Below are 24,157 nucleotides of genomic sequence, written 5' to 3' on the forward strand. Positions count from 1 at the left end.
GTAGATCTAGGTATCGGAGTCCGGTGCATATCGACAAAGATTTGGTAGCGGCATCGGCGACGCCGCTGGTGCTCGGGATACTCGCCGACGGCGATTCCTACGGGTACGCCATTCTCAAACGCGTCAACGAGTTGTCCGGCGGGCGTATGCAATGGACCGACGGAATGCTCTATCCACTGCTGCACCGGCTGGAACGGCTGGGCTATGTGACGTCCAGTTGGCAGTCCGCCGACAGTGGGCGGCGGCGCAAACACTATGCGATCACCGATTCGGGCCGGGCCGCGTTCGCCGAGCGCCGCACGCAATGGGCGGTCGTGGCAGACGCGCTCGGCCAGGTCTGGCGCAGTGTCGAGCGGCCCTCGGCAGTGGCGAAGGGGTGGGCGTGATGAGTACCGATGCCGAGCTGGAAGCGCAGATCGGGCAGTGGCGCGGATATGTCCAGCGGCATCGTGCGATATCGGCCGCCGACATCGAGGAGATGGAAGACCATCTGCGCGAGCGGATTTCCGACCTGACCGGCGTGGGACTGGCATCCGACGAGGCGTTCCTGGTCGCGGTCAAACGGATGGGCAGCGTGGACTCGATCTCGCGCGAGTTCGCGCGCGAACATTCCGATCGGCTGTGGAAACAGCTGGTACTGCTGCCGACCGAACCCGAAGGTGAGGCCGACCGTCCCAAGCGTGAGTTGATCATCGTGCTCGCCCTGGCCGTCATCGCGGCGCTGACGTTGAAGGTCGGCCTCGCGGTACTCGATGGCGCCGCGGTAGCGCGCAATGTCAGCCTGTTCATATTACCTTTCCTCGCTGGATGTTTCGCGTGGAAGCGGCAGGTGTCGCCGCGTGTCGCCGCTGGGTTGCTGGTGCCGTTCGCGCTCGCGGCCGTCGTACTGAACGTCTTTCCCTTCGCCCCGGATGGCTCGACCGAGGTCATCGCCGCGATCCACGCGCCGATCGCGTTGTGGTTCGTGGTCGGTCTCGCCTACGTCGGCGGGCAGTGGCGATCCGACCGTCGCCGAATGGATTTCGTCCGATTCACCGGCGAATGGATCGTCTACCTCACCCTGCTGGCCTTCGGCGGCGGCGTCCTGACGGGGCTGACGGTGGGCGCGTTCGACACGCTCGACGTGGACATCGAATGGGTCATCGAAGACTGGGTGATGCCCTTCGGCGTCGCGGGTGCGGTGATCGTCGCGGCGTGGCTGGTCGAGGCCAAGCAGAACGTGGTGGAGAACATCGCCCCGGTACTCACGCGGGTGTTCACTCCGCTCACCATCGTGATGTTGTCGGCGCTGCTGGTGGCGTTCGCGACCAACCGCAGCGTGATCGACATCGACCGCAATCTGCTGATCCTGATGGATCTGATCCTCGTGGTGGTGCTCGGATTGCTGTTGTACGCGATCTCCGCGCGCGATCCGCTGGCCTCACCCGACACCTTCGACCGGCTGCAACTGGTCCTGATCCTCAGCGCCCTCGCCGTCGACATGGTGATGCTGGCCGCGATGCTCTCGCGTATCGCGGAATTCGGCTTCACCCCGAACAAGACGGTGGCACTCGGCATGAACCTGGTGCTGCTGGTGAATCTGGTGTGGTCGGCGCGGCTTGGCTTCGGGTTCGTCCGTGGTCGGCGTGGGTTCGCCGACGTCGAACGGTGGCAGACCCGGTACGTGCCGGTCTACGGTGCGTGGGCCGTCGCCGTGATCGTCGTGCTGCCACCGATTTTCGACTTCGCTTGAACACGAAACCGCTGCCGTTCCGCCGAAACGGCCCATCATCACCGGGTTGCCGTGCGGTCCGGTCGGCCAACAGCCCCCGCGTCACCGCCGCGCCGCGGATATGGAACCAGCTCACGGTGCGCGTTCCAGCCGACTCACACGCGGGCCGAGCAAGTCGGCGGGGAATGCTCTCCGATCGGTTCAGGGTGATTCGGCCGTCGCCGTGCTCCGCCGGGAACTGATCTCTATCAGGTCGATGACGAGGTCGTTCGCGGTATCGGATCCGTCGTGAATACCTCGAGTCGGTTGGCGGGTCCCCCTTCGGGATATCCCGAGTCCGGTCGTATTGCCGACGAGTACGTCGTACACCGCGTACCGCTCGGGCTTCTCGCTCACGCACGCTCCGGCGGGTTCATCACGATCGCGGCCTTGCTGAAATCCCGCCGGCCTAACCAGGTTTCGGGTCTGCGGCCGTCTCGGCGCGAATACCGTCGAAAGCATCGGCGCAACGAGTCAGTAGGTCCTGAAGGGTGGCACGCTCCTCGTCGGTGAAGGCCGCACCCACGGCACGCTCCACGCGGATCGCACGCACATCCGCGTCCCGCATGACCTCCGCGCCGCGTTCGGTGAGGCGGGTCTCGAGTACATTGCGGTGCCACTCGTGCTGGCTGCGTTCGATGAGACCCCGCTCTTGCAGATTGTTCAGGATCGTGTTCATGGTCGGCGGGGTGACACCGCACAGCCGGGCCAACGCGGCGGCCGAGATACCCGGATTCCCGGTGAGAAACAGTAGGGCCGAATACTGCGGCACGGTGACGCCCGCCGGCTTCAACGCCGCGTTCTTGGCCACCGTGAGTGCCTGTTCAGCGCGTTTGATGTAGGACCCGAGGCGCTCCGAGGGTGGCATGGACGTCATGAACGCATCGTATCTGCCCGCCCTGTCATTCGACTCTTGACGTGTATTAGAGCTCTAATATAACTTAGAGCTCTATTTTAGAGATGACCTCATATGTACTCGAGCCAACCGAGGCAGGACCATGTTCCACACGCGCTTCCGTCATCGCTTCGCCCTCACCGCCGCAACGACTCTCACGGTCCTGGCCGCCGCCTGCGGCTCGGACGCTGCCCACGAGCCGATCGAAACCGCCTACGAGCTACCCGGCGATCGCGTGTATCCCGAGGGCATCGCCGCCGATCCCCGGACCGGGGACACCTACGTCGGTTCCTACAGCACCGGCGCGATCTACCGTGCGACCTCTGCGGCAACCACGGCCGAAGTCTTCTTGCCCGAAGGCACCGACGGCCGTCACACCGCCAACGGGCTGGAGGTCGATCGCGCCGGTCGGCTGTGGGTGACGGACTCGACCGCGGGCGTCACCGTCTACGACATCACCAGCCACGCCCTGCTCGCCCGCTTCGACGTTCCGGGATCGGCCCCACGTTTCGTGAACGATCTCGCCATCGCTACCGATGGCACCGCCTATCTGACCGACTCGGTCCGCGGTGTCGTCTACCGGGTCACCCCGCGACAACTGGACGAGACCATCACACACGGCACCCGAACCGATCTGCCGGTGGGATTCGACCTGAGTGGAATGCTGACGCCCCGTGATCCCGGCGCGTTCAACCTCAACGGGATCGTGGTCGACCCCGCCGGGGACTACCTACTCGTCGTCGACATGATCCCCGGTGAGCTGTACCGCATCACCCTGACGCCCGACGCCGTCACTCCGATCCACAAAGTCGTGCTGCGTGGCGGCGACCTCACCCACGGCGACGGCCTGGAACTACAAGACAACACGCTATGGGCGGCCCAGAACACGCTCAACACGATCAGCCGATGGTCGATCACGGACAACGGCGCAACCGCGACCCGCACCGACGCGCTCACCGACCCCGCTTTGAACATCCCGACCACCCTTGTCCGGCTCGCCGACCGAACACTGGTCGTCGCCTCCCAATTCGACCGCGGCGGGCCTATGGGGTCGGGCACGCCCACGAGCTTCCGAATCGTCGCCGTCGACGGCATCTGAGCAACGTCCGCGCACGCGCCCCGACGGCTGTCAGAGCCGTCGCATGCCGCGGAGAAGTTGCACGAGGGGGAGTGAAGAACTGAGGCCGACACGGAGTTCGGGGTGGACCGGGCTGAGATTCAGAATGACGGCATATCGAACACCGTGGTCGCGCCATTCACTCAACTGATCGAGGATCTCCGACGGAGTTCCGGCCAGGCAGGTGTCGCGGACAAGCGACGGCGGCACCCTGTCGATGTGGTCGAGGGCGTGGGTCTACGTCCTCTCCACCGGATTCCAACGCGACAAGGGCATCATCCTGCGCCGCGTCCGCGAGGACCGGATCACCGAACCCGATGCCTATATCGGTTGGGGTTCACGTGATGGACAATGGAATTGGGGAAATCCGCCCACACCGGTCCTCGAACACGAGCCGTCTGCCGAGAAGTTCGGCGAGATGTGCGTGCGCCCGTTGCGAGGTTCGGCATGGGGCGAGGAAGGTGACGGGAAGGTCGCGCAACTGTACGGGCCGAGCATCGTTCCGGGATCCACGCTCGATGACGGACTGCAATTGCTGGTGTCCCAGTGGAAGACCGACGAGGGGTGGCCCTATCGGGCCATGCAGTTCGAGGTTCCTGTCGGATAGGGACCGGACGGCGTACCGAACGGGGCGAACAGCGTCATACCGACGCTGTTCGCCTCCGCGCCGCGCTCCGGTTCGAATGAGACTGTCGCCAACGAGGTTTCAACCACGGCAGATCGGCTGAGCCTGATCGCGGTCGAAGCGGGAGTATCGTTGGTGCTGTCGACAGTGCTTCGGCGCTTCGTCGTTCAGTGCTGGTTGTCCGAAGGGATGCGCGGGTGGTGGGCGATGGTGGGAAGCGTGACAGGGCGGGCAATCGGGCAGGTCGGGGCCTGTTCCGGACGATGCTGGTCGTCGATCGTGTCGAGGTGGGCAGTTCGCAAGGATGCGTAACCGTCCGGGTCGGTGATGTCGAGGGTGATCCGGTCGGCATCGTCGTTCCGGGCGAATCGGTGCCCGGGCTGCTCGATACCGTCGACCGAGCGATCCTCGAGGCCGAGGACCAGTACTGGGATGTGGTGGTGCCCTATGTGCGGAGCGTGGGTGCGGCCGATCAGGAAGAGGTGGCGCGCGCGTTGTCGGCGTGGCATCGGGAGCAGCGGTGGGAACAGGCTGCGATGGACGCGCCCGCTGAGGACGTCATGTTCCTGTTGAGCAATGCCGGTCACGTCGCGGTCGGAGCCAACCCTCCGGCCAGCCCGATCCCGGTACTGGCCATCTTCGACCCGCTCCAGCTACGTCGGATCAGCCCGGCGATACGAGCGGCTTCCCGGCAAGCCGTGCTCGAGACGGCGACGCGCCCCGCGCTACTGCGGGTCCGGGCCGCGCACGAGGTTCTCGGTGCCCGGCCCTGGCGTGAATCCGACAGCCGTGAGGCGTCATCGCAGGCCGAGGCCTCCGCCGACATCAAAGCCCGGTATACCGCGCACGTGCGCCGCTCACCCCGTGGCGGTCCGGCCTGAACGGCCCACGAGCGAACCGATCCGCCCGACAGATCGAACTCGGGAATCCAGCTGGGCTCGTCCAGGGTCGCCGCGCCGACGACTAGCCTTGTCCGGTGACCATTACCGAGTTGCCGTTCGGATCCTGGCCGACTCCCGTCACGTCCGAATCCGTCGTCTCCGTCGCGGTGCGGTTGTCGGAGGTGCGGGTGGACGGGACCGACGTCTACTGGTCGGAGGGGCGTCCCACCGAGGGCGGCCGTACCCAGATCGTGCGCCGCGGTGCCGACGGCACCGGTACCGATCTGCTTCCGGAGGGAATGGACGCGCGGACCGCGGTCCACGAATACGGCGGTGCGGCCTGGTGGGTCGCCGACGGCGTGGTCTGGTTCACCAACTGGGACGACCAGCGGGTGTACCGGCTCGAGCCAGGGGGAGTGCCCGTTGCCTGGACTCCGATTCCCGCCGTGCCGCGCGGTGACCGGTACGCGGACGGGGTATTCGCCCGCGACGGCGTCGTGGCGGTCCGCGAACGCCACCCTGCCGACGGTCGCGGGGCTGTCGATGTCCGCAACGAGATCGTGCGTCTGCGCGCCGACCCCTCCTCGGAGCCGGAGGTCCTGGTGAGCGGCTCGGATTTCGTCGCCGCGCCTCGACTGAGCCCGGACGGTGCTTCGCTGGCGCTCGTGTCGTGGGATCACCCCTCCATGCCGTGGGACGACACCGTCCTGCGGGTGCGTGATCTCGCGACCTCGACCGACACTGTCGTCGCGGGTGGCCCGGGGGAGTCGGTGCTGGAACCGCGCTGGCAGTCCGACGGCTCGCTGCTGTTCCTGTCCGATCGCAGCGGGTGGTGGAATCTCTACCGCTGGACTCGCGGCGGCGCGGTCGCTCCGGTGAGCGAACTGGACGCCGAGATCGGCGTTCCCGCTTGGCAACTGGGCTCGGCCCGTTACGCGGTACTCGATGACGGCAGCATCGTGTTCGCGCGGTGGCGCGACGGCTACGACGGCCTCGGGATGCGCCGCGCGGACGGGTCGGTGATCGATCTCGACCTCCCCTTCTCCGTGATCACGGCGGTCGAGCGTGCCGGTTCGGATTCCGTAGTCGTGGTGGCGGGTACGCCCACCGCCGAATTCGGCGTCTACCGCATCGAATTCGGTGTCTCCGCACCACGAGTCGAAACGCTGCGTGCGCCGCGTGAGATCGCTCTCGGCGTCGCGGAGATCTCCGTCCCGGAGCCGATCGCCTTCCCCTCGGAGGACGGTTCCGGTGTGCGGCGGACCGCGCACGCGCTGTTCTACCCACCCGTGCGCAGTGGTTACGGCGGGCCGAGTGGAGAGTTGCCGCCGCTGCTTGTCATGATTCACGGCGGCCCGACCTCCCACGCGCTGCCCGTTCTGTCGCCGAGCATCCAGTACTGGACCAGCCGGGGATTCGCGGTAGTGGATGTCAACTACGGCGGATCAACCGGATACGGCCGGGCCTACCGTGATCTGCTCAAAGGCGCGTGGGGCGTCGTGGATGTCGCCGACTGCATCGCCGCGGCCCGCTGGCTGGGCGAACACGGTCGCGTGGACCCGCACCGGCTGGCGATCCGCGGCGGTTCGGCCGGAGGCTTCACGACCTTGGCAGCCCTGACCAGGACCGATAGTCCCTTCACCGCGGGTGCCGACCATTTCGGCGTCGCGGATCTCGAGGCGCTCGCGGCCGAGACACACAAGTTCGAGAGCCGCTACCTCGACGGTCTGATCGGCGAATATCCGGCCGAACGCGACGTCTATCGTGACCGATCGCCGATCCACCACGTCGACCGCTTCCGCAGTCCCCTGATCGTCCTGCAAGGCAGCGAAGATCCGGTGGTGCCGCCGAACCAGTCGCAGATGATCGTCGACGCGCTTCGTGCCCGGCGGATCCCGGTGGCCTACGTGGTCTTCGACGGCGAACAACACGGCTTCCGTCGAGCAGAGAATATCCGCCGCGCCCTCGATGCCGAATTGAGTTTCTACAGCCAGGTTTTCGGTTTCGCCCTGCCGCCGGAGGAGGGCATCGAGCCGGTCGACGTCGAAAACCTCACCCGGTGAGCGGAATGGTCGCTCGACCAAGGACTCACCACCGGTTCGATGCTGTGCGCTCGGCCGGAATGACATCGGCGGCATCACATGGCCGCCACCACGAACACGTCCACGCCACGCTCCGAGACCGATCGGTTGATCATGATCGGCGCGAATATCGGCGCGCAATGGATAAGCCGTTCGGCAGCCGAAGGCGGCAGCCGAACGCGTGCGAGAACGTCGGCCGCACCGCGTCCTCCGGTAGAAAACAGCACTACCGTCCGGCGCGGGAACTTCCGACCTACCCGGACCGTCTCACAGGACGGCCGTGGTCACCGGCGGCCCGCGGTTACCCGATCCCGAACTCAGCAGAAGTCCGCCGGGCGCGGCCGGATTGCGTGCTGACACGGCAAAACGTACGGGCTCGGGGAGGGTTCCGATGTCGTGGGCGAGCAGCACCAGCCACCGGCGCACCGACAACTGCGCCGCCCGTGCCAAGTGTTCGGCGACGCCCAAGGTGATACCGACGGTGACGGCGAACACGAGGTGGCTGAACAACATCGCCGGTGTCAACGCGATCGGGTGGGTGTGCTGTGAGGTCATAGCCAACACGAGATGACCGAGCATTTGGCCCGCACCGAGTTGGGCGACCAGTACCGGCATCCGACGTCCCGCCGGCCGGGCCCCCATGACACCGACCGCCGTGCATCCTGCCACCAGCAGTACCAGGGCGCTGTCGGTCGGGACCATCCCGCCGCCGATGCCGTGCGCGGCGAGGGCCGCCCCGCCCGACACCGCGCCCGTCATCGCGCCGCGCAGACGCGCAGCCTGGACGGACGCAGCGGACATGTCGGGAACGATACCGCCCTTGCCGCTACCTCGCCCTGGATAGATGCGGGCCGAACGAAACCCGCGGTGCCGATCGGAGTGTCGACGGCGGCACCACGGAACTCGGGCGGCGATCTCGTGGCACGCCCCCGCCAGGTGACGATCAACGGGCCTGGGCTGTCGAGACGGTCGGCGAATCGGTCGGGACCAGTGCGATCGCCGAAGTCGGTGCGCTGGAAATGATCTGTGCCGTACTGTGTTTGCCGATACCACGTGCAGATCAACTCTCGAACGAGGTCGTGTTTTGGCTCTGATCGCCCGATTTTCGTCACCGCCGTCGACCCTCTCGGGGGTAGATGTGGGGGTGGCACACGAACTACCGTGGTGGGCGGAGCCGGGCGGGTGGATGCCTTCGGTCGTCGATCCGGTTCGGGGACACGGTCATTCGAATCTGACACGTCTGGAACTGTTGTCGTCCAACAGATCCGCATCGGCAGAGGTTGGTGGCCGTGCTGCCGGTATCGCGGCGTAGCGACGCGGGGCCCACGGGGACCGCGCAGTCGCGGGTGTCGCTGTTCTCGGAGCGGTTCGCCTCCGCGCCGCATGAGGGCTATCGATACATGCGGGAGACGTACGGTTCTATCGCGCCGGTATGGCTTGCCCCGGGTGTGGCGGCCACCTTGGTGGTCGAATGGCAGGCCGCGGTGCGAATTCTCAACGACCCCGAACATTTCCCCGCCGATCCGACCAGGTGGGAAAAGACCGCTCGTACGGACAGCCCGGTTTTCGAGGTCTTGCGGGGGCGCCGCAACGCGTTGCGATGCGCCGGAGTGGAGCACAGCCGCTATCGCGCGACGATCAAGGCGGCTCTCGCCGAGGCGGATCGGTTCAAGGTGGAGCAAGCCGTCGAGCGGGCCGCGGAAAGTCTCATCGGCGAGTTTCACGCGGCGGGTAGCGCGGATCTGCGTGCGCAGTACGCGCTGCCGCTCACCGTTCGGGTGATGTGCGAACTACTCGGCCTCACCACCCGCCAAGCCCATCAGGTATGGGCCGAGATGGCCGCCATGATGGACGGTGTCCCCGAAGCGGGCGAACGGTTCGGGGCGGCCCTGTACGAAGCCGTCACGAGCAAACGCGCCCATCCCGCCCAGGACATGATGTCGAGGCTGATCCAGCACGAGCACGGCCTCGACGATATCGAGGTCGTCGAGCAGACGGCGTTGCTGCTGGGGCCGGGTACCGAGACCACCTGCAATCTCATCACCAACGCGGTACTCATCGCGCTGACCGACGAACGATTCGCCGGCGGGCTGCACGGTGGTTCCCTGGTGACCAGGGACGCGATCGACGAGGTTCTGTTCACCGACACCCCGCTGCCGAATTTCTGCATCACCTACCCGCGTCAACCCCAACTGATCGATGATGTCTGGCTTCCGGCCGACGAGCCGGTGGTGATCAGCATGGCCGCCTGCAACTCCGATCCCGCCCTCGAACCCACCAGGGGGTTCGACGTGATCGACCGGTGGGGCAACCGCTCCCACCTGTCGTGGGGTGCGGGACCGCACGCGTGCCCGGCGCAGGATATCGCCGGAATCATCGTCCAGCGCGCCATCGACCAGCTTTTCGACGTCCTGCCCGATCTTCGGCTGCCGCCCGACGAAGTGCCCCGATGGAGGTCGGGGCCCTTCCACCGCGCCGTGGTCACGTTGCCCGTCGTCTTCCCACCCGCTCCCGCCGTGTTCCCGGCGTCGCCGTGATCGGCTCACAGGAGGTTTCATGATCGTGCGTGCCCACGACCCGTTCGTCCTCACCGGCTCCGCGTGGACCGAGGAACTGGCGTGCCTGCGCGCCCGAGGCCCGATCGCTCGTGTCCGGCTACCGGGCGATGTGGAGGCATGGGCGGTCAACGACGCGGCCACGCTCAAGAAACTGCTGACCGATCCGCGAGTCTCCAAAGACGCCCAACAGCATTGGCCCGCACTGGTCAACGGTGACATCGCCCCCGATTGGGTGATGTATCCGTGGGTGGCGGTACGCAGCATGCTGACCACCTACGGCGCCGACCACAAGCGTCTGCGCGCGATCGTGACGCCGGTGTTCACCCGCCGTCGCCTCGAGACGCTGGGCCCGAGCATCGAAGCGATCACGACCGACCTGCTCGACCGGCTCGCCGTGCCGCAGGTCGACGAAATCGTCGATCTGCGTGCGGGTTTCGCCGACGAAGTGCCGATCCGGGTGATCTGCGAACTGATGGGCGTAGCGCCGGGACCCGCCGCGGAATTGTGCGCCTGCACCACGGCCATCCTCGACACCACGCTCACCCCCGAACAGGCGGGAGCCAACTTCGTCACGCTGTATCGGGTACTCGACGAACTCATCGCCGACAAACGAGCGAATCCGGGCGACGATGTCACCAGCGCACTGCTGGCCGCGTACGAGAAGGACGAGACAGCGCTCAGTGCGCGCGAACTCGGCGACACCTTGATGCTGATCATCACCGCCGGCTACGAAACCACCACCCACCTGCTGGATCAGGCGATCGTCGCCGTGCTCGGCGACCGTCGACTGCGTGCGGACCTGACGGGCGCGCGGGTGCCGTGGACGAACCTGGTGGAGGAGATCCTCAGGGTCCAGCCGCCGATCGTGCACATGCCGTTTCGTTTCGCCGTCACCGATATCGACCTCGGCGACGGCGTCCGCATCGCTCAGGGCGAAGTCATTCTCGCCTCGCTCGCGGGGGCAGGACGTGACCCGGGAGTCCACACCGATCCGGATGCGATCGATCTCGATCGTCCACACAGTGACCACCTCGCATTCGGCTACGGCTCGCACCACTGCCTCGGCGCACCGTTGGCCCGCCTGGAAGCCGCGATCGCCCTACCGGCGCTGTTCGCGCGATTCCCCGACATCGAACTCGCCACCGATCCCGGCGATCTCGAACACATCCCGAGCATCGTCGTCAACGGCCACCGCACCATCCCGGTCCGCCTGAACCAGCGTTGACATTCGCGGTCGATGACCATTGACCCCGCCGTCGCGGGGGGCCTGCGCCGATCGGCCGGGGAGAGTTCTCGATGGGCCGGTGGTCACGTCGGCCACGGTTCACACGGGCGGCGAGGATCGTCGCGGTGCAGTGTGGCGATCCATCCGTCGTGTGCGCTTCCTGGTTGGACGAGGAGTTTGCGGACCGTGCCCTCGAGGCGGAAACCCAACTTCCACACTGTCTTGCGACTGGCCCAATTGCCCACGACGGCCTGCCAGTGCATTACCTCGATGTCGTCGTGCGTGAAGGCGTACTCCAGGACCAGGCTCACCGCTCGGCCCATGAGGCCCGCACCCCGTGCGGCCGGATGCAGTCCGAATCCGATCGTGGCGGTGCCCACCCCGGTCGGTCGGTAGTCGACGGTGCCGCGGAATCGCGGTTGTTCCGCCGCTACGGACGTGGTGATCGCCCATCCGCGGCGCGAGGTCGGCGTACCTTTTTCCCACTCGCTGGCAGAGCGCTGTAAGAAGTCGTGCGCGTCATCGCGACCGTACGGCCGCGGAACCGTCGTGTAACGCACCATCTCGACGTCGCGGGCCTGCTCGACGATCGCGTCGAGATCCTGTTGTCGATGCGCGCGCAGTGTGACCTCGCCCGAGGCGAGGACCGGAACATCGTCCGGGTATCGGAAGGCCATGTTCATAGGACAGCAGGAACTGTCGGCTACAGCAATCGAATTCGACAGCGATGGGATCTCGCGCCGGGTGCGCCCCCTTACCCTGGGATGATCTCTAGGACAGGAGCTTCTCGATGGCAGAGCGACGTTATCTGCATTTGAACCTGGTAGCCAACGATCTCAACTTGCATCAGGGCGCCCACAAATACGAGCGGGCCCAGGGGATTGCCGAGCGTGGCACGTTCGAGCGCCTGCTCGAGTACGGCAGGTTCGGCGACGAGGGCCTGTTCACCGCGTTGTTCGTCGGTGACATCCCTGGCATGCAGGGTTCCCCGGCGTTCGACGGCGGACCGGCGGAGCCGATCACCGCGCTGACCGCGATCTCACAGCACACCAAGCATGTCGGCCTGATCGCGACGGCGTCGACGACGTTCTACGACCCCTACAACCTGGCGCGGTTGCTGGCCTCGCTGGACCAGGCGTCCGACGGCCGCGCCGGATACAACGCGGTCACCTCGGTGATCGACCGGTTCGCGTTGAACTACAGCTTGGAAAATCATTTGGACCGCGAGGCGCGCTATCACCGCGCCGACGAGTTCCTACAGGTGCTCCGTGGGTTGTGGGACAACAGATCGGTGCGCCGTGATCCCGACGGCCGCACCCGTTTCTACGCCGAACCGATCGATCACCGGGGCACCCTGTTTCAGGTCAGCGGACCGCTCAACATCGCGCCCAGTCGGCAGGGCAGGCCGCTGATCGCACAGGCCGGTGGGTCGGGATCGGGTATCCGGGTCGCCGCCAAACACGCCGATATGGTGTTCACGAACTCCTCCACCCGCGCGAGCGCCGCGATCTACCGTGAGACGTTGGACAAGGCGCTGGTCGAAGAGGGGCGAGCGCCCGGCTCCGTTCCGCCGATTCCCGGTCTCATTCCCTATCTCGGCCGGACGACGAAGGAGGCGGAGGAGAAGTTGCGGGAACTGGACAGCTACGTCGATTGGGAACCCCTCGCGCCTTTCGCGTTGGGACAGTTCGGTATCGAAGTTCCGCTCGGCGACCTCGCCGAACCGTTCCCCACGCATCTGCTGCCGCGCCCCGAGGATGTCGAGGCGACGATCAAGAGCACGTTCGGCAACTACGTGGGACTCTACAACTGGATCGAGGAGCGTCCGGGCGTGACCGTGCGCGAGGTCGTGGCACAGGCGGTCGGGCGCGGCGGTGCGACGCACCGCAAGTTCGTCGGCACCTACGACGGCCTCGTCGACGACTTCGCGGCCTGGCACGAGGACGGCAACGTCGGGGGCTTCAACCTGATGTTCTCGGCGGGCTCGGCGGCCATTCGGGAATTCATCGACGAGGTCGTGCCCCGCCTCATCGACCGCGGCATCTATCGCGGCGCTCCCGCCGACCGTCCACTGCGAGAACGTTTCTGAACCACCACATTTCGTGAGGTAGGCGATCAGTGCGAGGAAGGGCAGGTGAGATCACCTGCCCACTCCTCGACGGTTCGGATCAGGGCGTGGCTCGAGCGGTGATCTCGCGAGGACCGAGGACGTGACTGTCCGCCCCGGAGACCGCGACGGCGATCATGGCGCGACCGATTTCACGATTGTTGTTGATCATGTTCGGTGCCACCCGCCTGAGCAGCGGGACGAATGGTCCGGTGATCGCGTACCCGACGCGGTACAGTCGCGTTCTGGAGACCGCGCCGTCGGTCGGGTAGACGAATCCGGGACGGAACATGTACGCGCGGAGGGGAAGTGCGAGCAGATCATTTTCGGTCTTCCCCTTGACGCGCGCCCACATCGAGCGGCCCTTCTCGGTGCTGTCGGTGCCGTGCCCGGAGACGTAGATGAAGGTCAGTTCCGGGTTCGCAGCTGCCAGCGTGCGACCGATTCTCATGGTCAGGTCGTAGGTGATCCGGCGGTAGTCCTCTTCTTTCATGCCGACGGCCGAGACGCCGAGGCAGAAGAAGCAGGCATCGAACTCCGGCAGGTCGTCGGCGATCGCCGAGAGATCGGCGGGATCGGGCTGGACCAGTTCGCGCAGTTTTTCGTGCTCGATGCCCAGCGTGCTGCGCCCGACGGCGAGGACCTGCCCTACTCGCTCGTCCGCGAGGCACTCGTTGAGGACCCCTCGGCCGATCATGCCGGTCGCGCCGAAGAGGATCACTTTCCGGTCAGACATCGTGCCTCCATGGTGTGGGGATCTGCCCAGGTTGTGCGGCGAGGTTCGGGCCGCGTGTCATGTCAGGCATCGGCAGGCGCGATCAGAGTGGCGACCGCGTTCAGCACGACGGTGCGGCGTTGATGTTCGGGCACCAATCGCACGACATCTTCGGCCGGTTGGTGCCACATGTTCGCGACCGTCAGCACCAGGGCGAGGATATGCGCGGCAGGTTGGGCGGTGGTCACCGTCCCGCGTCGCTGAGCCGCTTCGATCGCCTCGACCTTCGCGCGCATCGACTCGGCCACCGCCGCGCGTTGAGCGGACTCGCCACGCAGCAGGTGATACCACATCAGGAACCGTACGACCTCGGGATGAGCCAGCCCGGCGTCGTAGAGCTGACCGGCGTACTCCGGCAGTCGGTCCGCGTCCAGCGGCACGGTCGCCATCGTCATCTCCACGATCATGTCGAAGACCGCGTCGAAGAGTTCGTCTTTGCCCTTGTGGAACGAATACACCAGTCCCGCACTGAATCCCGCGCGCTTGGCCAGCCGATCGATACGTGCTCCGGCCAAACCGAATTCGGCGAACTCGGCCAGCGCGGCGTCGAACAGCAGTTGCCGTTTCGCTTCGGGGTTCCTGGTGCGCACACCGTCAGCTTAGTTAATGAACGTTCATTTGAGAAAGCCGATGAGCCGGCGCAGGCTGTTGATGAACATTCATTCAACAACGGAGGCGTGGCCCGCATGGCGCATTGGACACCCGGTGAGTTCATCGGTCCGGCCGGACGTGACCAGACCTCCGGCACCCCCAAGCCCGCGAAACTCCCGAAAGGCGCGGACGATGCCGGGCTGGGCGCGCGACTGTGGGCCGACAGTGCACGACTCACTGCGGTCACCTTCGAGCCCTGACATTGCCCGGGAACGGGCGCGAAAAACGTCGCTGGTTCACCAGCAGGCACCCTCCCGGCAATTCCGGGAAGTGCTCGAACCCGGGTCTCCTTGACGATCGGTCAGCTCTGCCTTCATAGTGGTGAGGCATTCCCTGACCGATCGGTCAGGACGGTGGATCGAGAGGGTGGTTCGGCATGTCCACGATGCGCGCGGTAATGGTCTTCACCTCGGGTGGTCCCGAGGTGTTGCGGGTGGAGGAGATCGACCGACCGACTCCGGGAACCGGCGAGGTATTGGTCAGGGTGCACGCCGCCGGGGTGAATCCCGCGGATCTGCGCGGGCGCAGCGGGTTCGCGGATCTGCCCGCGCAGTACCGGCCCTCGATCGCGCGGCCCTCGGTGCCCGGCGCGGACGTCGCGGGCGAGGTCGTCGCCGTGGGCGCGGAGGTTACCGATATGGCGGTGGGTGATCAGGTCTACGGTCTGGTGCGGTTCCCGCCGTTCGACGGTCGGGGCTACGGCCGCACACATGCCGAGTACGTGAACGTTCCGGTCGCCGATCTCGCGTCGAAACCGAAGCGGCTCAACCATATCGAGGCGGCGGCGGTGCCGATGGCCGCGCTGACGGCGTGGCAGCAGATCCACCGATACGGTGCGGTCGCGTCGGGAGAGCGGGTGCTGGTCGTCGGTGCGGCCGGTGGGGTGGGACATTTCGCCGTGCAACTGGCTCGGCTGCGAGGCGCAGAGGTCGTCGCGGTCGCTTCGGGTCGGCACAAGGAGTTCCTGCGGGAGTTGGGCGTCGAGACTTTCGTGGACTACACCGTCGGGGACCCGATCGGCGCCGTGGGCACCGTAGATGTGGTGTTCGATTGTGTCGGCGGGGTCGATGCCGGACGTTGGCTGTCGGTCATTGCCGACGGCGGCCGTTTGGTGCCCATCACGCTGGGGTTCTATCCGCCCGAAGAGCTTTCGCGGCGCGGTATCGAGCGAGTCGGCGCGCAGGTGCGGTCCAGCGGCGCCGATCTGCGTGAGCTGAACGAACTGTTCGACGACGGCAGGCTCGTCGTCGCCATCGACAGCGTCTTTCCGTTCGAGGATGCACGTGGCGCGCACGAACGCGGGGAACGCGGGCATGTCCGAGGCAAGATCGTTCTGGAGATGGTGGCGGGCGGGCGGTGACCGCTCGACGCCGTGACGAGATCCTGACCGCCGCCCGGGAATTGTTCCTCCGCAGGGGCTATGCCGCGACCTCGATCGCCGATATCGCCGCGGCGGTCGGGGCCAGCAAGGCGGCGGTGTTCTACCACTTCAAGACCAAGGACAGTATCGCCGCCGAACTTCTGGAATCGCCGTCGCACGCCGTGACCCGGCTGATCGAGCGCGCCCGGGAACAGCGATTTGGTCCGGCGCAGATCCTCACCGACTACATCGAGGGCGCGGCCGAAACAGGCGCTCTCTTCATCGCTTTCGCGACCGACCCGTCGGTGGCGGACCTCATTCCGCAACACGACGCCGACGCCGCGTGTCGCCAGATCATCGAACTGCTCGCTGGCCCCGCACCGACTCCCGCCGATCGTGTGCGCGCCCGAGCGGCCTTCGCCGTCGCCCAAACCGTGGTGTCCGCGCTCCAGGAGAACGAGGGCCTGCTCGACGTCGAGGTCCGCGACGAGATCCGTGCGGCCGCGCTGCGCGCCCTCGGTGCCTGATGACCGGATCATCGGCCACGGGACCGGACCGGGATCGGTTGCACCGCAGGGCGGCTCAGCAGGGGGTGTGCGGTCTCCAGAATGCCGGGGTCACCGGCGACTCGAAGCATCGTGCGAGGCGGTTGCCGTGGCCCACGGTAACCTGTCGGCCGACTCGGCGTCGGTCGACTTCTTTCGGTGTGCCGTGACGCGGTGTTCCAGCCGTCGAGCATCTACGGCGATCTTCTCGCCGAGCCGACCGGTGCGGGTCAGAGTTGTCGGCTGAGGAGGCGACGACCGTCGTCGTGGAAACCGCGCGCGAGGTAGTAGCTGAACAGATGCCCGACATCGCGGCCGTCGGGCGCTACGACCAACTCCAGCGACGCGCACCCTCGCTGGGCCGCCCATCCGGCGCTGTCCTCGATGAGCCGACCCGCCAGCCCACGCCTGCGTGCCGTCGGTGTCACGAACAGATCGTCGAGCACGGCGATGTGCCCGTTCTCCAGGCCGAAGCCGGTAGTGGTGACCGCATAGCCGAGCAACCCGGTCCCCGAATCCACCACGGCGACACGCGCCGAGGGCCAGGCGAGCAACGTCGCCACGTTGTCACCCAACTCCTGTTCGTCGATGGCGACACCGTCCCCGGTATAGAACGCGTCGGCCAGAGCCGTCACCGCTACCAGATCGAGCGAGGTGGCAGCTCGCACCGTCGCAGATGAATTCGTCATACCCGCAGTACATTCGCTCGGCCCGGATCCGACAACCGATTTCACCCGAACTCGAGGCCGAGGCCGCCGATACTGTCGGCGCGTACTCCCGCAGCGATGGCTGTCGTGCTCGTCGCGGAACCCGTCGGTGCTCAACGCGCCGACTTCAGTGACTTGCAGGCCTGGATCTCGTTCGCGAGCGCGTCCTTGTCGCTGGTGTACACATTCACCGTGCACTGATGGAACCTGTCGCCATCGGCAACCATCGCGGTCACCAACACATTCGACGACGACTGCGTCGCCACGTAGAAACCCTTTCCGCCCGCGATATCGACATCCTCGAGTACGACGATGTCGGGCGCGCCGGTACCGCCACGCGCGAATTCGCGACGACTCGACACGAATTCCGGTGACGTCGGGAACATCTCGGTGCGCACCACGAGGTCCTGGGCCGCTTTCGGTTCGCCCCCGCGCGCGAAGACGACCTTGCTGTCGGATTCGGTGGCGGTCGTGCCCGCAGGCGGCGAGAAGCAGAACCCGCTCGCGGCCCGATACGGGCAATCCTTACCCGAGGATGCCGCGGTCGTGGTGGCGGTGGGTCTGTCCGCCGCATGACTGTCGGTTCCGCACGCGGCGGCGGCCAGGCACGCGACCAGCAGGAGCAGGCTTTTGATCTTCACGCTGTCTTCCTCACCGAGCCGGTCGCTGTCGACCGACCCTTCGGCTCTCGTTCGCACACGCGAACTCATTCGGGACGGGGTGTGGTCCGCAAACAAGACCGCGCGACAGTGTCGGCGAAGTGCTGCGGCGGTCACGGCGAGAAGTGTTGTTCGCGAGTGCTCGCCGTGTCATGGCCGATTCCGGCCATTATCACGATCGGCATGGGCTGATTCATCCGAACCGCGCCACGCGACCGAACCTGGAGTCGGACTCCGGTCGGGTGAATTGCCCTGGCGGACGTCACCTCCCGTCAGCTATTCCGCTATACCGGCGGACAGGCTGACGATGCGATCGCCACAGTGCCGGTACCAGCCAGTCGCCGGACGTCGACATTCCAGGTCGGCCGGCAAGGCGCATGTGGCCGCGTCGCGCGGATCCACGCGCAGCATGATTCACCTCGGGGCGCATCGACATCGATCCGCGCCGCACCCGGATCCATCTCGCCGACGCCGAAGATCACGGGGATCGAACGCGCGGCTTCCACCGGTGCACGAGAGGCCGGTGTAAGAAGATCAAGAACAATTTCCGTTGACGTGGGAAGGAATACCGGTGAATACCGAGATCAGAAACGCAGTGGTGACCGGTGGTGGTCGCGGAATCGGCCGCGCCATCGCCACGGTGCTCGCCGCGCGCGGCGCCGCGGTCGCGGTGTGGGACCGGACCGTCGCCGACGCGGAAGAGACCGTCGCGTCGATTCGCGAAGCAGGCGGTACGGCGGTGGCCGTTATCGGTGACGTCGCGGATTCGGCCGAGGTAGCCGATTCCGTGAAACGCACGCGTTCCGAACTCGGCCCGATCTCGATTCTCGTCAACAATGCCGCTGTCAGCGAATACGTGCCTTTCGTGGATATCACCGACGACGCCTGGGACAGAATGATCCGAGTGAACCTCAAGGGTCCGTTCCTGGTCACCAAGGCGGTGGTGCCCGATATGCTCGCCGCCGGTTGGGGTCGGATCATCAATATCTCGTCCTCGTCCGCGCAGAGTGGGGGACCGCTGATCGCGCACTATGCCGCGTCGAAGGGCGGTCTCATCGGACTGACCAAAGCGCTGGCGATCGAATACGCGGAGACCGGCATCACCGTGAATCACGTCCCGCCCAGCTCGATCGACACCCCACTGCTACGCGACGGCCTCGACCCGGACGAAGTCGCCGCGCTCGTCCCGATGAAGCGAACCGGTCAGCCCGACGATATCGCCTACGCGGTAGCGTATTTGGCGTCCGAACAGGCCGGATTCGTCACCGGACAGACGCTCAGCGTCAACGGCGGACGGTACCTCGCATGATGGACTCGCACCGTCGACGCAGCGCGCGTAATACCTGAGCGGTAGCCGCCTGGTTGTGGTTGGTGGGACCCGCACGCTTCTCGCGGGCAGACCGGAGGCCGTCAGCGGTCGATTCACCGTCCTGATGCCGACCGGCGTCTCGAGGGCCCGTAGTGCCGTGCGAGAGGTGTTCGCCGAAAAGGGTTTCACTCTGGCAACTCTCGACGACATCGCATATGCGGTCGGCTACACCAAAGGCGCTGTCCAGCGGTTGAATTCGGCGCGAGCGCGGACCGTTGTGAAGTACCCCAGCCGAGACATGTTGGGATTCCGTGCAAGTCTGTGATGAGGCGATATTTCCATCGAGGGCAGGCGAGGCATTATTCGATCTGTTGTTGCCCGGCACGATATGCACTGGGGGCCACCCCCGCACGGAAATTCCGGTCGAGTTGCCGGGCTGGACTACGCTGTGTAGTAAACGCGCAAGCAGGGGAGACCGAGTTGGACGACGTCGACGTGATCGCTCGATTCTGTGCCGCAACCGAGGCGGGCGATATCGACGCCGTGATCGCGACTCTCGCGGTGGATGCGGAGTTGGTCTCACCTCTGGTCGGACGTGCGGTCTTTCGCGGTCACGACGATCTGCGCGTCTTGTTCGCCGCCTTGTTGCCCACCCTGTCCGGCCTGACCTGGCGTCACCGGGTCGGCGGCGCGGGCACGGCAGTCGCCGTGGCCGAGGCTCGCGTGATAGGTGTGCGTATCGGGGACGCGATGTTGATCGAGTTGGACGTCGACGGACGTATTCGGCGACTGACCCCACACATCCGGCCTTGGCTGGGTTCGACCTTGTTGGCAGCGGTTTTGGGACCAAAACTGGCCCGCCACCCCGGGGTGGTTCGACGCTCGCTCCGACGAAACTGAACACCCGTTTCCGCTGGAATTCGGTGGAACCGCAATGGTCAGTCGGCATGGAGGACGAAGAACAGGAAACAGAGGAATCTCGTGCCGGTGCTTTCGTCGAATATGCCGGGGAACAGATCGCGGGCGGCGGGCAGGGCCGGTGGTTCGCTGATGACATCGATGCGGAACCCGGCGGTGGCGAAGGCCTCGGTCATCGCGTGCAACGGCCGGTCCCAGAAGCTCAGTCGGGCGGTCTGCCCGCCCATGGTCCACTCCTCCGTCCGGTTTCGGGTCTGGAAATAGTTGGTCTGGTTCCCGGCCAGGTGCTGCCCGAGGAAGTTGGCGAAGGGATGCTCGACCGAGGCGAGCAGTCGGCCGCCGGGGACCAGCACGCGCCGCAACTCGGTCAGTGTCGGTCCCCAGTCCCGCAAGTAGTGCAGAACCAAGGATGCGACGACGTCATCGAACGCGTTGTCGGGGAAAGGCAGCGGGTCGGCCAGATCGGCGACGCGCAGGTCCGCGTCTGCGCCGAGGCGTAGGCGTGCCTGCTCCAGCATTCCGGCACTCGCGTCGATCCCGGTGACGACGGCGCCCCGATCGCGGAGCGTGGCGAACAGCGGACCCGAGCCGCATCCGGCGTCCAGGATCCGGCGTCCGGTCACGTCCCCGGCGAGCTCGAGCATCGCGGGCCGCTCGTAGTAGGCGTTGAAGAGGCTGGTCTCGTTCTCGGCCGAGTAGCCCTGCGCGAAACTGTCGTAGCCGCCGGCTCGGGCCGAATCAGCGGGGCGTGCACGCTCTTCTGGATCCGGAGTCATGCGGCCCATCGTGACACGGCGAACCTGCTGATGTCCCCGCTATCGTTCGGTGGTCGGGTGGTGTCGCCGCATCCTCGGCGAGCGAGGTGAACTCGACCTCGATGCGTGAAATCCCCTGGTAAAAGGCGCTTCCGGAAGGCACCTGCGTGAACCGGCGTGGTGGTGATCGGTTCGGCAGTGTCGGGGGTGCTCCTCGCCGCCCGAATCCGACTTGCCCGTGTGGCCGTCGGGCGTCGAACAACCGTCGGAATATCCGTTCGGGGATGCCGTCATGGCGCGCGACCAACGGGCGTAGGGCCCTGTTTTCGATTCGATAGCCCGCTGATGAAGGGTGGTGCGCAGCTACCGAAGCTCGGACGGTCAGCACATGCTGGCCATGGTCGGATTGGAACCCCAGGTCGGGAATAGCGTGGCTCCGTTGACGGCAGTGGGTACGTTCTCGCGGAATTCGTAGTGATTCGAATCATGCTGGGCCACTCGTGCTATGGAAAATCCGGAAGAGGTGTACATCCAGCCGACCCGACTTCCACGGCGGAATCGCTCGGGTGGTGAATCCGCTGTACCTCGACCTGAATCTGTTGGCGCGGCTGCCCTATCTGCGCAGATCGACCGAAGGAGTCGTGAATGCCGCGGGCGTGGACGGGTCGAATTCGACGGACCGGCTGGAGTCGACGCGGAACGGGCAAGGTCGCGATGCTCGGCGGAAAATGTTTGCGGTGGAGTCGTATTCGGATGGCAGCGTGGGATGGAGGGGACACGAGATCGGTTGATACGACGACGGCCGGATCGGTCGATTCAGGTCAGATAGGTCGGAACCTGCGGATACACCACACGCAGATCACAGTGCGCGGTCCGTGCCAGTTCTACGATCCGGTCGATGTGATCGGCCCTGACGAACCCGAGGCCGTAGCCGTCCGATCCGGTGTCGAGGATGATCAGTGCGGTGGCGAGGTCGCGGCACCGTGCGGCGAGCGGCCACAGAAAGCTCTCGATCTCCTCGGGATTCCAGTCGTCCTCATCGAAATCATCCACCCAGTCCCAGTTCAACGACGCGGGGCATCCGGGCAGTTCGATCAGGTAGCTGCGGATTTCGGCCGGATCGGAGCGCCAATCGCAGTAGACGATGCCCGCTTCGTTGAGGTCGCCGCCATCGGGGTAGAGGGCATCCAGCAACGCCCCGGTCGGAGCCCGGTCCGCGAGTTCGACCGCGGCGATCGCGTCGGCCATTCGTCGCAGAATCGGCTCAGAGTCGGGTGCTATGAGTGCGACGATTTCGGCCAGGGCCTGTGGGATCTGCTGTGTGTCGGGCATACGGGAAATCTATTGGTTCGCACCGACAGCTAGCACCCGACCGACCGCCAATGGCTGGACGGGGCCCCGCTTTCGGACAGCGTGATATTCCAGAAGGGTGGATCGTCGGCATCCACCTCGAGAATCGGACCGCGTCACGAGTGACTATGTCCGCTGTGACGAAAGGAGGTCGCCTGAATGGTCGGGCGCCCGCTGTCGGATGACGAATGCGACCGACTCTGGCAAGCATGGAGTCCCGCCGAAGCCGCCGAGCGGCTCTCGGACGCGCCGCCGTGCTGGTATGTGGCAGCCGGGTGGACGCTGGATCTGTTCGTGGGAGGCCTCGGACGTGAGCACTCCGATCTCGAAATAGGTGTTCCGCGTGCACGATTCGCCGAGATCGTGGAGGCGTTGCCGGGCTACGAGTGGGGTGTCGTCGGTGACGGGCACGTCTGGCCGTTTCCCGAGCAAGCCGACAACCAGCATCAGACATGGCTGCGTGAACCGGCGACCGGGCTCTATCGCCTCGACGTGTTCCGGGAGCCGCACCGGGGCGATCGGTGGGTGTGCCGCCGCGACGCTTCGATCACCGTGCCCTACGACGAGCTGATTCTGCGCACCGCAGAGGGCATCCCGTACGTCATCCCCGAGGTCGTGCTGTTGTTCAAGGCCAAATCTCGGCGCGCCAAGGACGAGTCGGACTTTCTCCGGGCGCTCCCCGTACTGGACGGAGCACGCCGGTCCCGACTATCCGGGTGGCTGTCGCGAGTGCACCCGGGCCATCCCTGGCTGGAAGAACTCTCGAACCACGGGCACTGACAACTCTTTCCAGCACCGATCGCAATCCACGGTCGCGCTACTCGGGTGACGTGCGAGTGCACGCGGCCGCAGGAGAGAACGCGAGGACTCGAGGCGGCGAGCTGGTAGGCCCGTACTCTCATGGGTTGTGCCGTCACCGTTGCAAGACACGCTGTTTCTGCTCCTGATGGAGCCCGAGCGTCCGGCACCGCTGCGCGATGCCGCCGCCGCACTACCGCGCAGCCTCGCGGAGTTCTTCTCGATCGTGGGCGAGATCCCGCTCGGCCAGGACGGTTTCCCGCGCACCGTGTGGAACGAAGGCGGCGGAAGTCCCGCGGTCGGCGAGGTGACCGATGATTATTGGATCGTCGGCCTGCCCGATCTCCTCGCCGACTACTGGGCCGCCGACGTCACCTCGCTCGCCACGTTTCTCGAACCGGGCGTGTGTACCGACCCCGCTGCCACCGATGATGTCGATACAGAATCGATCACAGAGCTTCCTCCGGGCCCTATGCGTGGCCCGTTGCGTCTGCTGTTCACCAACGAGACCCGCGACGGTCGCGCTTTCGTCGAGCTCGACGGCAGCGACGACCCTCCGGTCCACGAACATTTCGCCTCGACCGGGTGGGACACGCCGCGCCCGTTCTCCGCCTGGTTGTTCACCCTGTTCGCCGACGGGTACGTCTTCCACGACTGGGCCCCGAGCTCGTTCTGGGGCCCGAATGCCGACCTCGCACGCTCCGAGGTGAAGGCGCCGCTCCAGCTGTTCAAATCCGGCCTGTGGCTGCGTGCCCACGGCCCGCTCACCGACGACGCTCGCGCGGCCCTCGTCGCCGAGTTCTCCGAACACGACGTCCGGCCGTACGACGACTCGGCCCTCGAACAATTCATCGACGACGATGCCGCGATCTGGATCGTCGGCGCCACCTACTGGTGGCTGTGGGCCGACAACACCGCCGCGCTCGCCCGAATCGCGACGGTCGCCCGCACCCATGGCGAACTCGGCGCCTTCATCGCCGACACCCGTGATGCCCGCACCGTGCTCGCCGACCTCGGATGACCTCCGGATCTTTCCGCCGCGCGCAGTAGGTGAAAGGTCGAGTCGCCTTTCCGATACCGCGAGGGGGAAC

General features: G+C 66.0%; 26 protein-coding genes and 1 pseudogene. 17 read left to right on the forward strand and 10 right to left on the reverse strand.

The features are described from left to right. Positions 1-23 precede the first annotated feature (23 nt). Both JZ792_RS00380 and JZ792_RS00385 read left to right on the forward strand, forming a co-directional pair. On the forward strand, positions 24-386 hold the full coding sequence (locus JZ792_RS00380) for a PadR family transcriptional regulator (protein ID WP_216905503.1): 363 nt from the start codon (positions 24-26) through the stop codon (positions 384-386). Beyond that, positions 386-1,732, forward strand: coding sequence for a permease prefix domain 1-containing protein (locus JZ792_RS00385; protein WP_216905505.1), 1,347 nt, complete (start codon positions 386-388; stop codon positions 1,730-1,732). The genes JZ792_RS00380 and JZ792_RS00385 overlap by 1 nt, the downstream gene beginning before the upstream one ends. Before the next feature lie 180 nt (positions 1,733-1,912). Here JZ792_RS00385 and JZ792_RS00390 read toward each other — a convergent pair whose 3' ends face one another. Together JZ792_RS00390 and JZ792_RS00395 are read right to left on the reverse strand one after the other, a co-directional pair. Next, entirely contained in the window at positions 1,913-2,107 is a 195-nt protein-coding gene (locus tag JZ792_RS00390; RefSeq protein ID WP_216905507.1) for a hypothetical protein, read from the reverse strand. 52 nt (positions 2,108-2,159) lie between these two features. Then, a complete protein-coding gene (locus tag JZ792_RS00395; RefSeq protein ID WP_254189070.1) occupies positions 2,160-2,627 on the reverse strand; it encodes a MarR family winged helix-turn-helix transcriptional regulator in 468 nt (155 codons plus the stop codon). Positions 2,628-2,748: 121 nt separating this feature from the next. Here JZ792_RS00395 and JZ792_RS00400 point away from each other — a divergent pair, with 121 nt between their 5' ends. The 4 genes from JZ792_RS00400 to JZ792_RS42855 all read left to right on the forward strand — a co-directional run bounded on the left by JZ792_RS00400 (position 2,749) and on the right by JZ792_RS42855 (position 7,331). Continuing rightward, positions 2,749-3,744: an SMP-30/gluconolactonase/LRE family protein gene (locus JZ792_RS00400; protein WP_254189071.1), complete on the forward strand. Its 996-nt coding sequence runs from the start codon at positions 2,749-2,751 to the stop codon at positions 3,742-3,744. Between the two features lie 202 nt (positions 3,745-3,946). After that, positions 3,947-4,369, forward strand: a complete 423-nt coding sequence (locus JZ792_RS00405) for a DUF4185 domain-containing protein (protein WP_308165079.1) — start codon at positions 3,947-3,949, stop codon at positions 4,367-4,369. A gap of 305 nt (positions 4,370-4,674) precedes the next feature. After that, positions 4,675-5,268 carry a hypothetical protein gene (locus JZ792_RS00410; RefSeq protein WP_216905509.1) on the forward strand — a complete coding sequence of 198 codons (594 nt, stop codon included), beginning with the start codon at positions 4,675-4,677 and terminating at the stop codon, positions 5,266-5,268. 95 nt (positions 5,269-5,363) lie between these two features. Continuing rightward, positions 5,364-7,331 carry a S9 family peptidase gene (locus JZ792_RS42855; protein WP_216905511.1) on the forward strand — a complete coding sequence of 656 codons (1,968 nt, stop codon included), beginning with the start codon at positions 5,364-5,366 and terminating at the stop codon, positions 7,329-7,331. A gap of 285 nt (positions 7,332-7,616) precedes the next feature. Here JZ792_RS42855 and JZ792_RS00420 read toward each other — a convergent pair whose 3' ends face one another. Next, positions 7,617-8,150, reverse strand: a complete 534-nt coding sequence (locus JZ792_RS00420; protein ID WP_216905513.1) for a hypothetical protein — start codon at positions 8,148-8,150, stop codon at positions 7,617-7,619. Positions 8,151-8,638: 488 nt separating this feature from the next. Between JZ792_RS00420 and JZ792_RS00425 the strand changes: the two genes are divergently transcribed. Beyond that, positions 8,639-9,886, forward strand: a complete 1,248-nt coding sequence (locus tag JZ792_RS00425; RefSeq protein ID WP_308165081.1) for a cytochrome P450 family protein — start codon at positions 8,639-8,641, stop codon at positions 9,884-9,886. Positions 9,887-9,905: 19 nt separating this feature from the next. Continuing rightward, positions 9,906-11,132, forward strand: a complete 1,227-nt coding sequence (locus tag JZ792_RS00430; RefSeq protein WP_216905515.1) for a cytochrome P450 family protein — start codon at positions 9,906-9,908, stop codon at positions 11,130-11,132. 83 nt (positions 11,133-11,215) lie between these two features. Here the strand turns inward: JZ792_RS00430 and JZ792_RS00435 are convergent, their stop codons facing one another. After that, positions 11,216-11,809, reverse strand: a complete 594-nt coding sequence (locus JZ792_RS00435) for a GNAT family N-acetyltransferase (protein ID WP_216905517.1) — start codon at positions 11,807-11,809, stop codon at positions 11,216-11,218. A gap of 113 nt (positions 11,810-11,922) precedes the next feature. On the opposite strand from JZ792_RS00435, the gene JZ792_RS00440 reads away from it, so the two are divergent. After that, positions 11,923-13,221 (forward strand): NtaA/DmoA family FMN-dependent monooxygenase, encoded by a 1,299-nt coding sequence (locus JZ792_RS00440; RefSeq protein ID WP_216905519.1) that lies wholly within the window; start codon positions 11,923-11,925, stop codon positions 13,219-13,221. Positions 13,222-13,300: 79 nt separating this feature from the next. Here the strand turns inward: JZ792_RS00440 and JZ792_RS00445 are convergent, their stop codons facing one another. Both JZ792_RS00445 and JZ792_RS00450 read right to left on the reverse strand, forming a co-directional pair. Further along, positions 13,301-13,975 (reverse strand): Rossmann-fold NAD(P)-binding domain-containing protein, encoded by a 675-nt coding sequence (locus JZ792_RS00445; RefSeq protein ID WP_216905521.1) that lies wholly within the window; start codon positions 13,973-13,975, stop codon positions 13,301-13,303. A gap of 62 nt (positions 13,976-14,037) precedes the next feature. After that, positions 14,038-14,604, reverse strand: a complete 567-nt coding sequence (locus JZ792_RS00450; RefSeq protein ID WP_216905523.1) for a TetR/AcrR family transcriptional regulator — start codon at positions 14,602-14,604, stop codon at positions 14,038-14,040. A gap of 96 nt (positions 14,605-14,700) precedes the next feature. Between JZ792_RS00450 and JZ792_RS00455 the strand changes: the two genes are divergently transcribed. From JZ792_RS00455 to JZ792_RS00465, 3 genes are all read left to right on the forward strand, one after another. Continuing rightward, positions 14,701-14,865 (forward strand): hypothetical protein, encoded by a 165-nt coding sequence (locus JZ792_RS00455; protein ID WP_216905525.1) that lies wholly within the window; start codon positions 14,701-14,703, stop codon positions 14,863-14,865. Positions 14,866-15,041: 176 nt separating this feature from the next. Beyond that, entirely contained in the window at positions 15,042-16,025 is a 984-nt protein-coding gene (locus tag JZ792_RS00460; protein WP_254189072.1) for an NADP-dependent oxidoreductase, read from the forward strand. Beyond that, positions 16,022-16,552, forward strand: coding sequence for a TetR family transcriptional regulator (locus JZ792_RS00465; protein ID WP_216905527.1), 531 nt, complete (start codon positions 16,022-16,024; stop codon positions 16,550-16,552). The genes JZ792_RS00460 and JZ792_RS00465 overlap by 4 nt, the downstream gene beginning before the upstream one ends. A 248-nt stretch (positions 16,553-16,800) precedes the next feature. Here JZ792_RS00465 and JZ792_RS00470 read toward each other — a convergent pair whose 3' ends face one another. Together JZ792_RS00470 and JZ792_RS00475 are read right to left on the reverse strand one after the other, a co-directional pair. Further along, complete coding sequence (locus JZ792_RS00470) at positions 16,801-17,259, reverse strand: GNAT family N-acetyltransferase (protein WP_216905529.1); 459 nt, start codon at positions 17,257-17,259, stop codon at positions 16,801-16,803. A gap of 131 nt (positions 17,260-17,390) precedes the next feature. After that, a complete protein-coding gene (locus JZ792_RS00475; RefSeq protein ID WP_216905531.1) occupies positions 17,391-17,918 on the reverse strand; it encodes a hypothetical protein in 528 nt (175 codons plus the stop codon). A 589-nt stretch (positions 17,919-18,507) separates the two neighbouring features. Here JZ792_RS00475 and JZ792_RS00480 point away from each other — a divergent pair. The 3 genes and pseudogenes from JZ792_RS00480 (at position 18,508) to JZ792_RS00490 (ending at position 20,145) form a co-directional block, all read left to right on the forward strand. Then, on the forward strand, positions 18,508-19,245 hold the full coding sequence (locus JZ792_RS00480; RefSeq protein ID WP_308165082.1) for an SDR family NAD(P)-dependent oxidoreductase: 738 nt from the start codon (positions 18,508-18,510) through the stop codon (positions 19,243-19,245). 124 nt (positions 19,246-19,369) lie between these two features. Further along, positions 19,370-19,495, forward strand: a pseudogene (locus tag JZ792_RS41700) (TetR family transcriptional regulator); the annotation flags it as partial. A gap of 230 nt (positions 19,496-19,725) precedes the next feature. Next, on the forward strand, positions 19,726-20,145 hold the full coding sequence (locus JZ792_RS00490) for a nuclear transport factor 2 family protein (protein ID WP_254189074.1): 420 nt from the start codon (positions 19,726-19,728) through the stop codon (positions 20,143-20,145). A gap of 38 nt (positions 20,146-20,183) precedes the next feature. Here the strand turns inward: JZ792_RS00490 and JZ792_RS00495 are convergent, their stop codons facing one another. Next, positions 20,184-20,939 (reverse strand): class I SAM-dependent methyltransferase, encoded by a 756-nt coding sequence (locus JZ792_RS00495; protein WP_216905536.1) that lies wholly within the window; start codon positions 20,937-20,939, stop codon positions 20,184-20,186. A gap of 795 nt (positions 20,940-21,734) precedes the next feature. Then, positions 21,735-22,250, reverse strand: a complete 516-nt coding sequence (locus JZ792_RS00500; protein WP_216905538.1) for a DUF6630 family protein — start codon at positions 22,248-22,250, stop codon at positions 21,735-21,737. 177 nt (positions 22,251-22,427) lie between these two features. Here JZ792_RS00500 and JZ792_RS00505 point away from each other — a divergent pair, with 177 nt between their 5' ends. Beyond that, positions 22,428-23,048, forward strand: a complete 621-nt coding sequence (locus tag JZ792_RS00505) for a hypothetical protein (RefSeq protein WP_216905540.1) — start codon at positions 22,428-22,430, stop codon at positions 23,046-23,048. A gap of 127 nt (positions 23,049-23,175) precedes the next feature. After that, positions 23,176-24,087 (forward strand): hypothetical protein, encoded by a 912-nt coding sequence (locus JZ792_RS00510; protein ID WP_216905542.1) that lies wholly within the window; start codon positions 23,176-23,178, stop codon positions 24,085-24,087. Positions 24,088-24,157: the final 70 nt, after the last annotated feature.

Origin of the sequence: Nocardia noduli (genome assembly GCF_019038455.1) — a bacterium.
Lineage (GTDB): Bacteria > Actinomycetota > Actinomycetes > Mycobacteriales > Mycobacteriaceae > Nocardia > Nocardia noduli.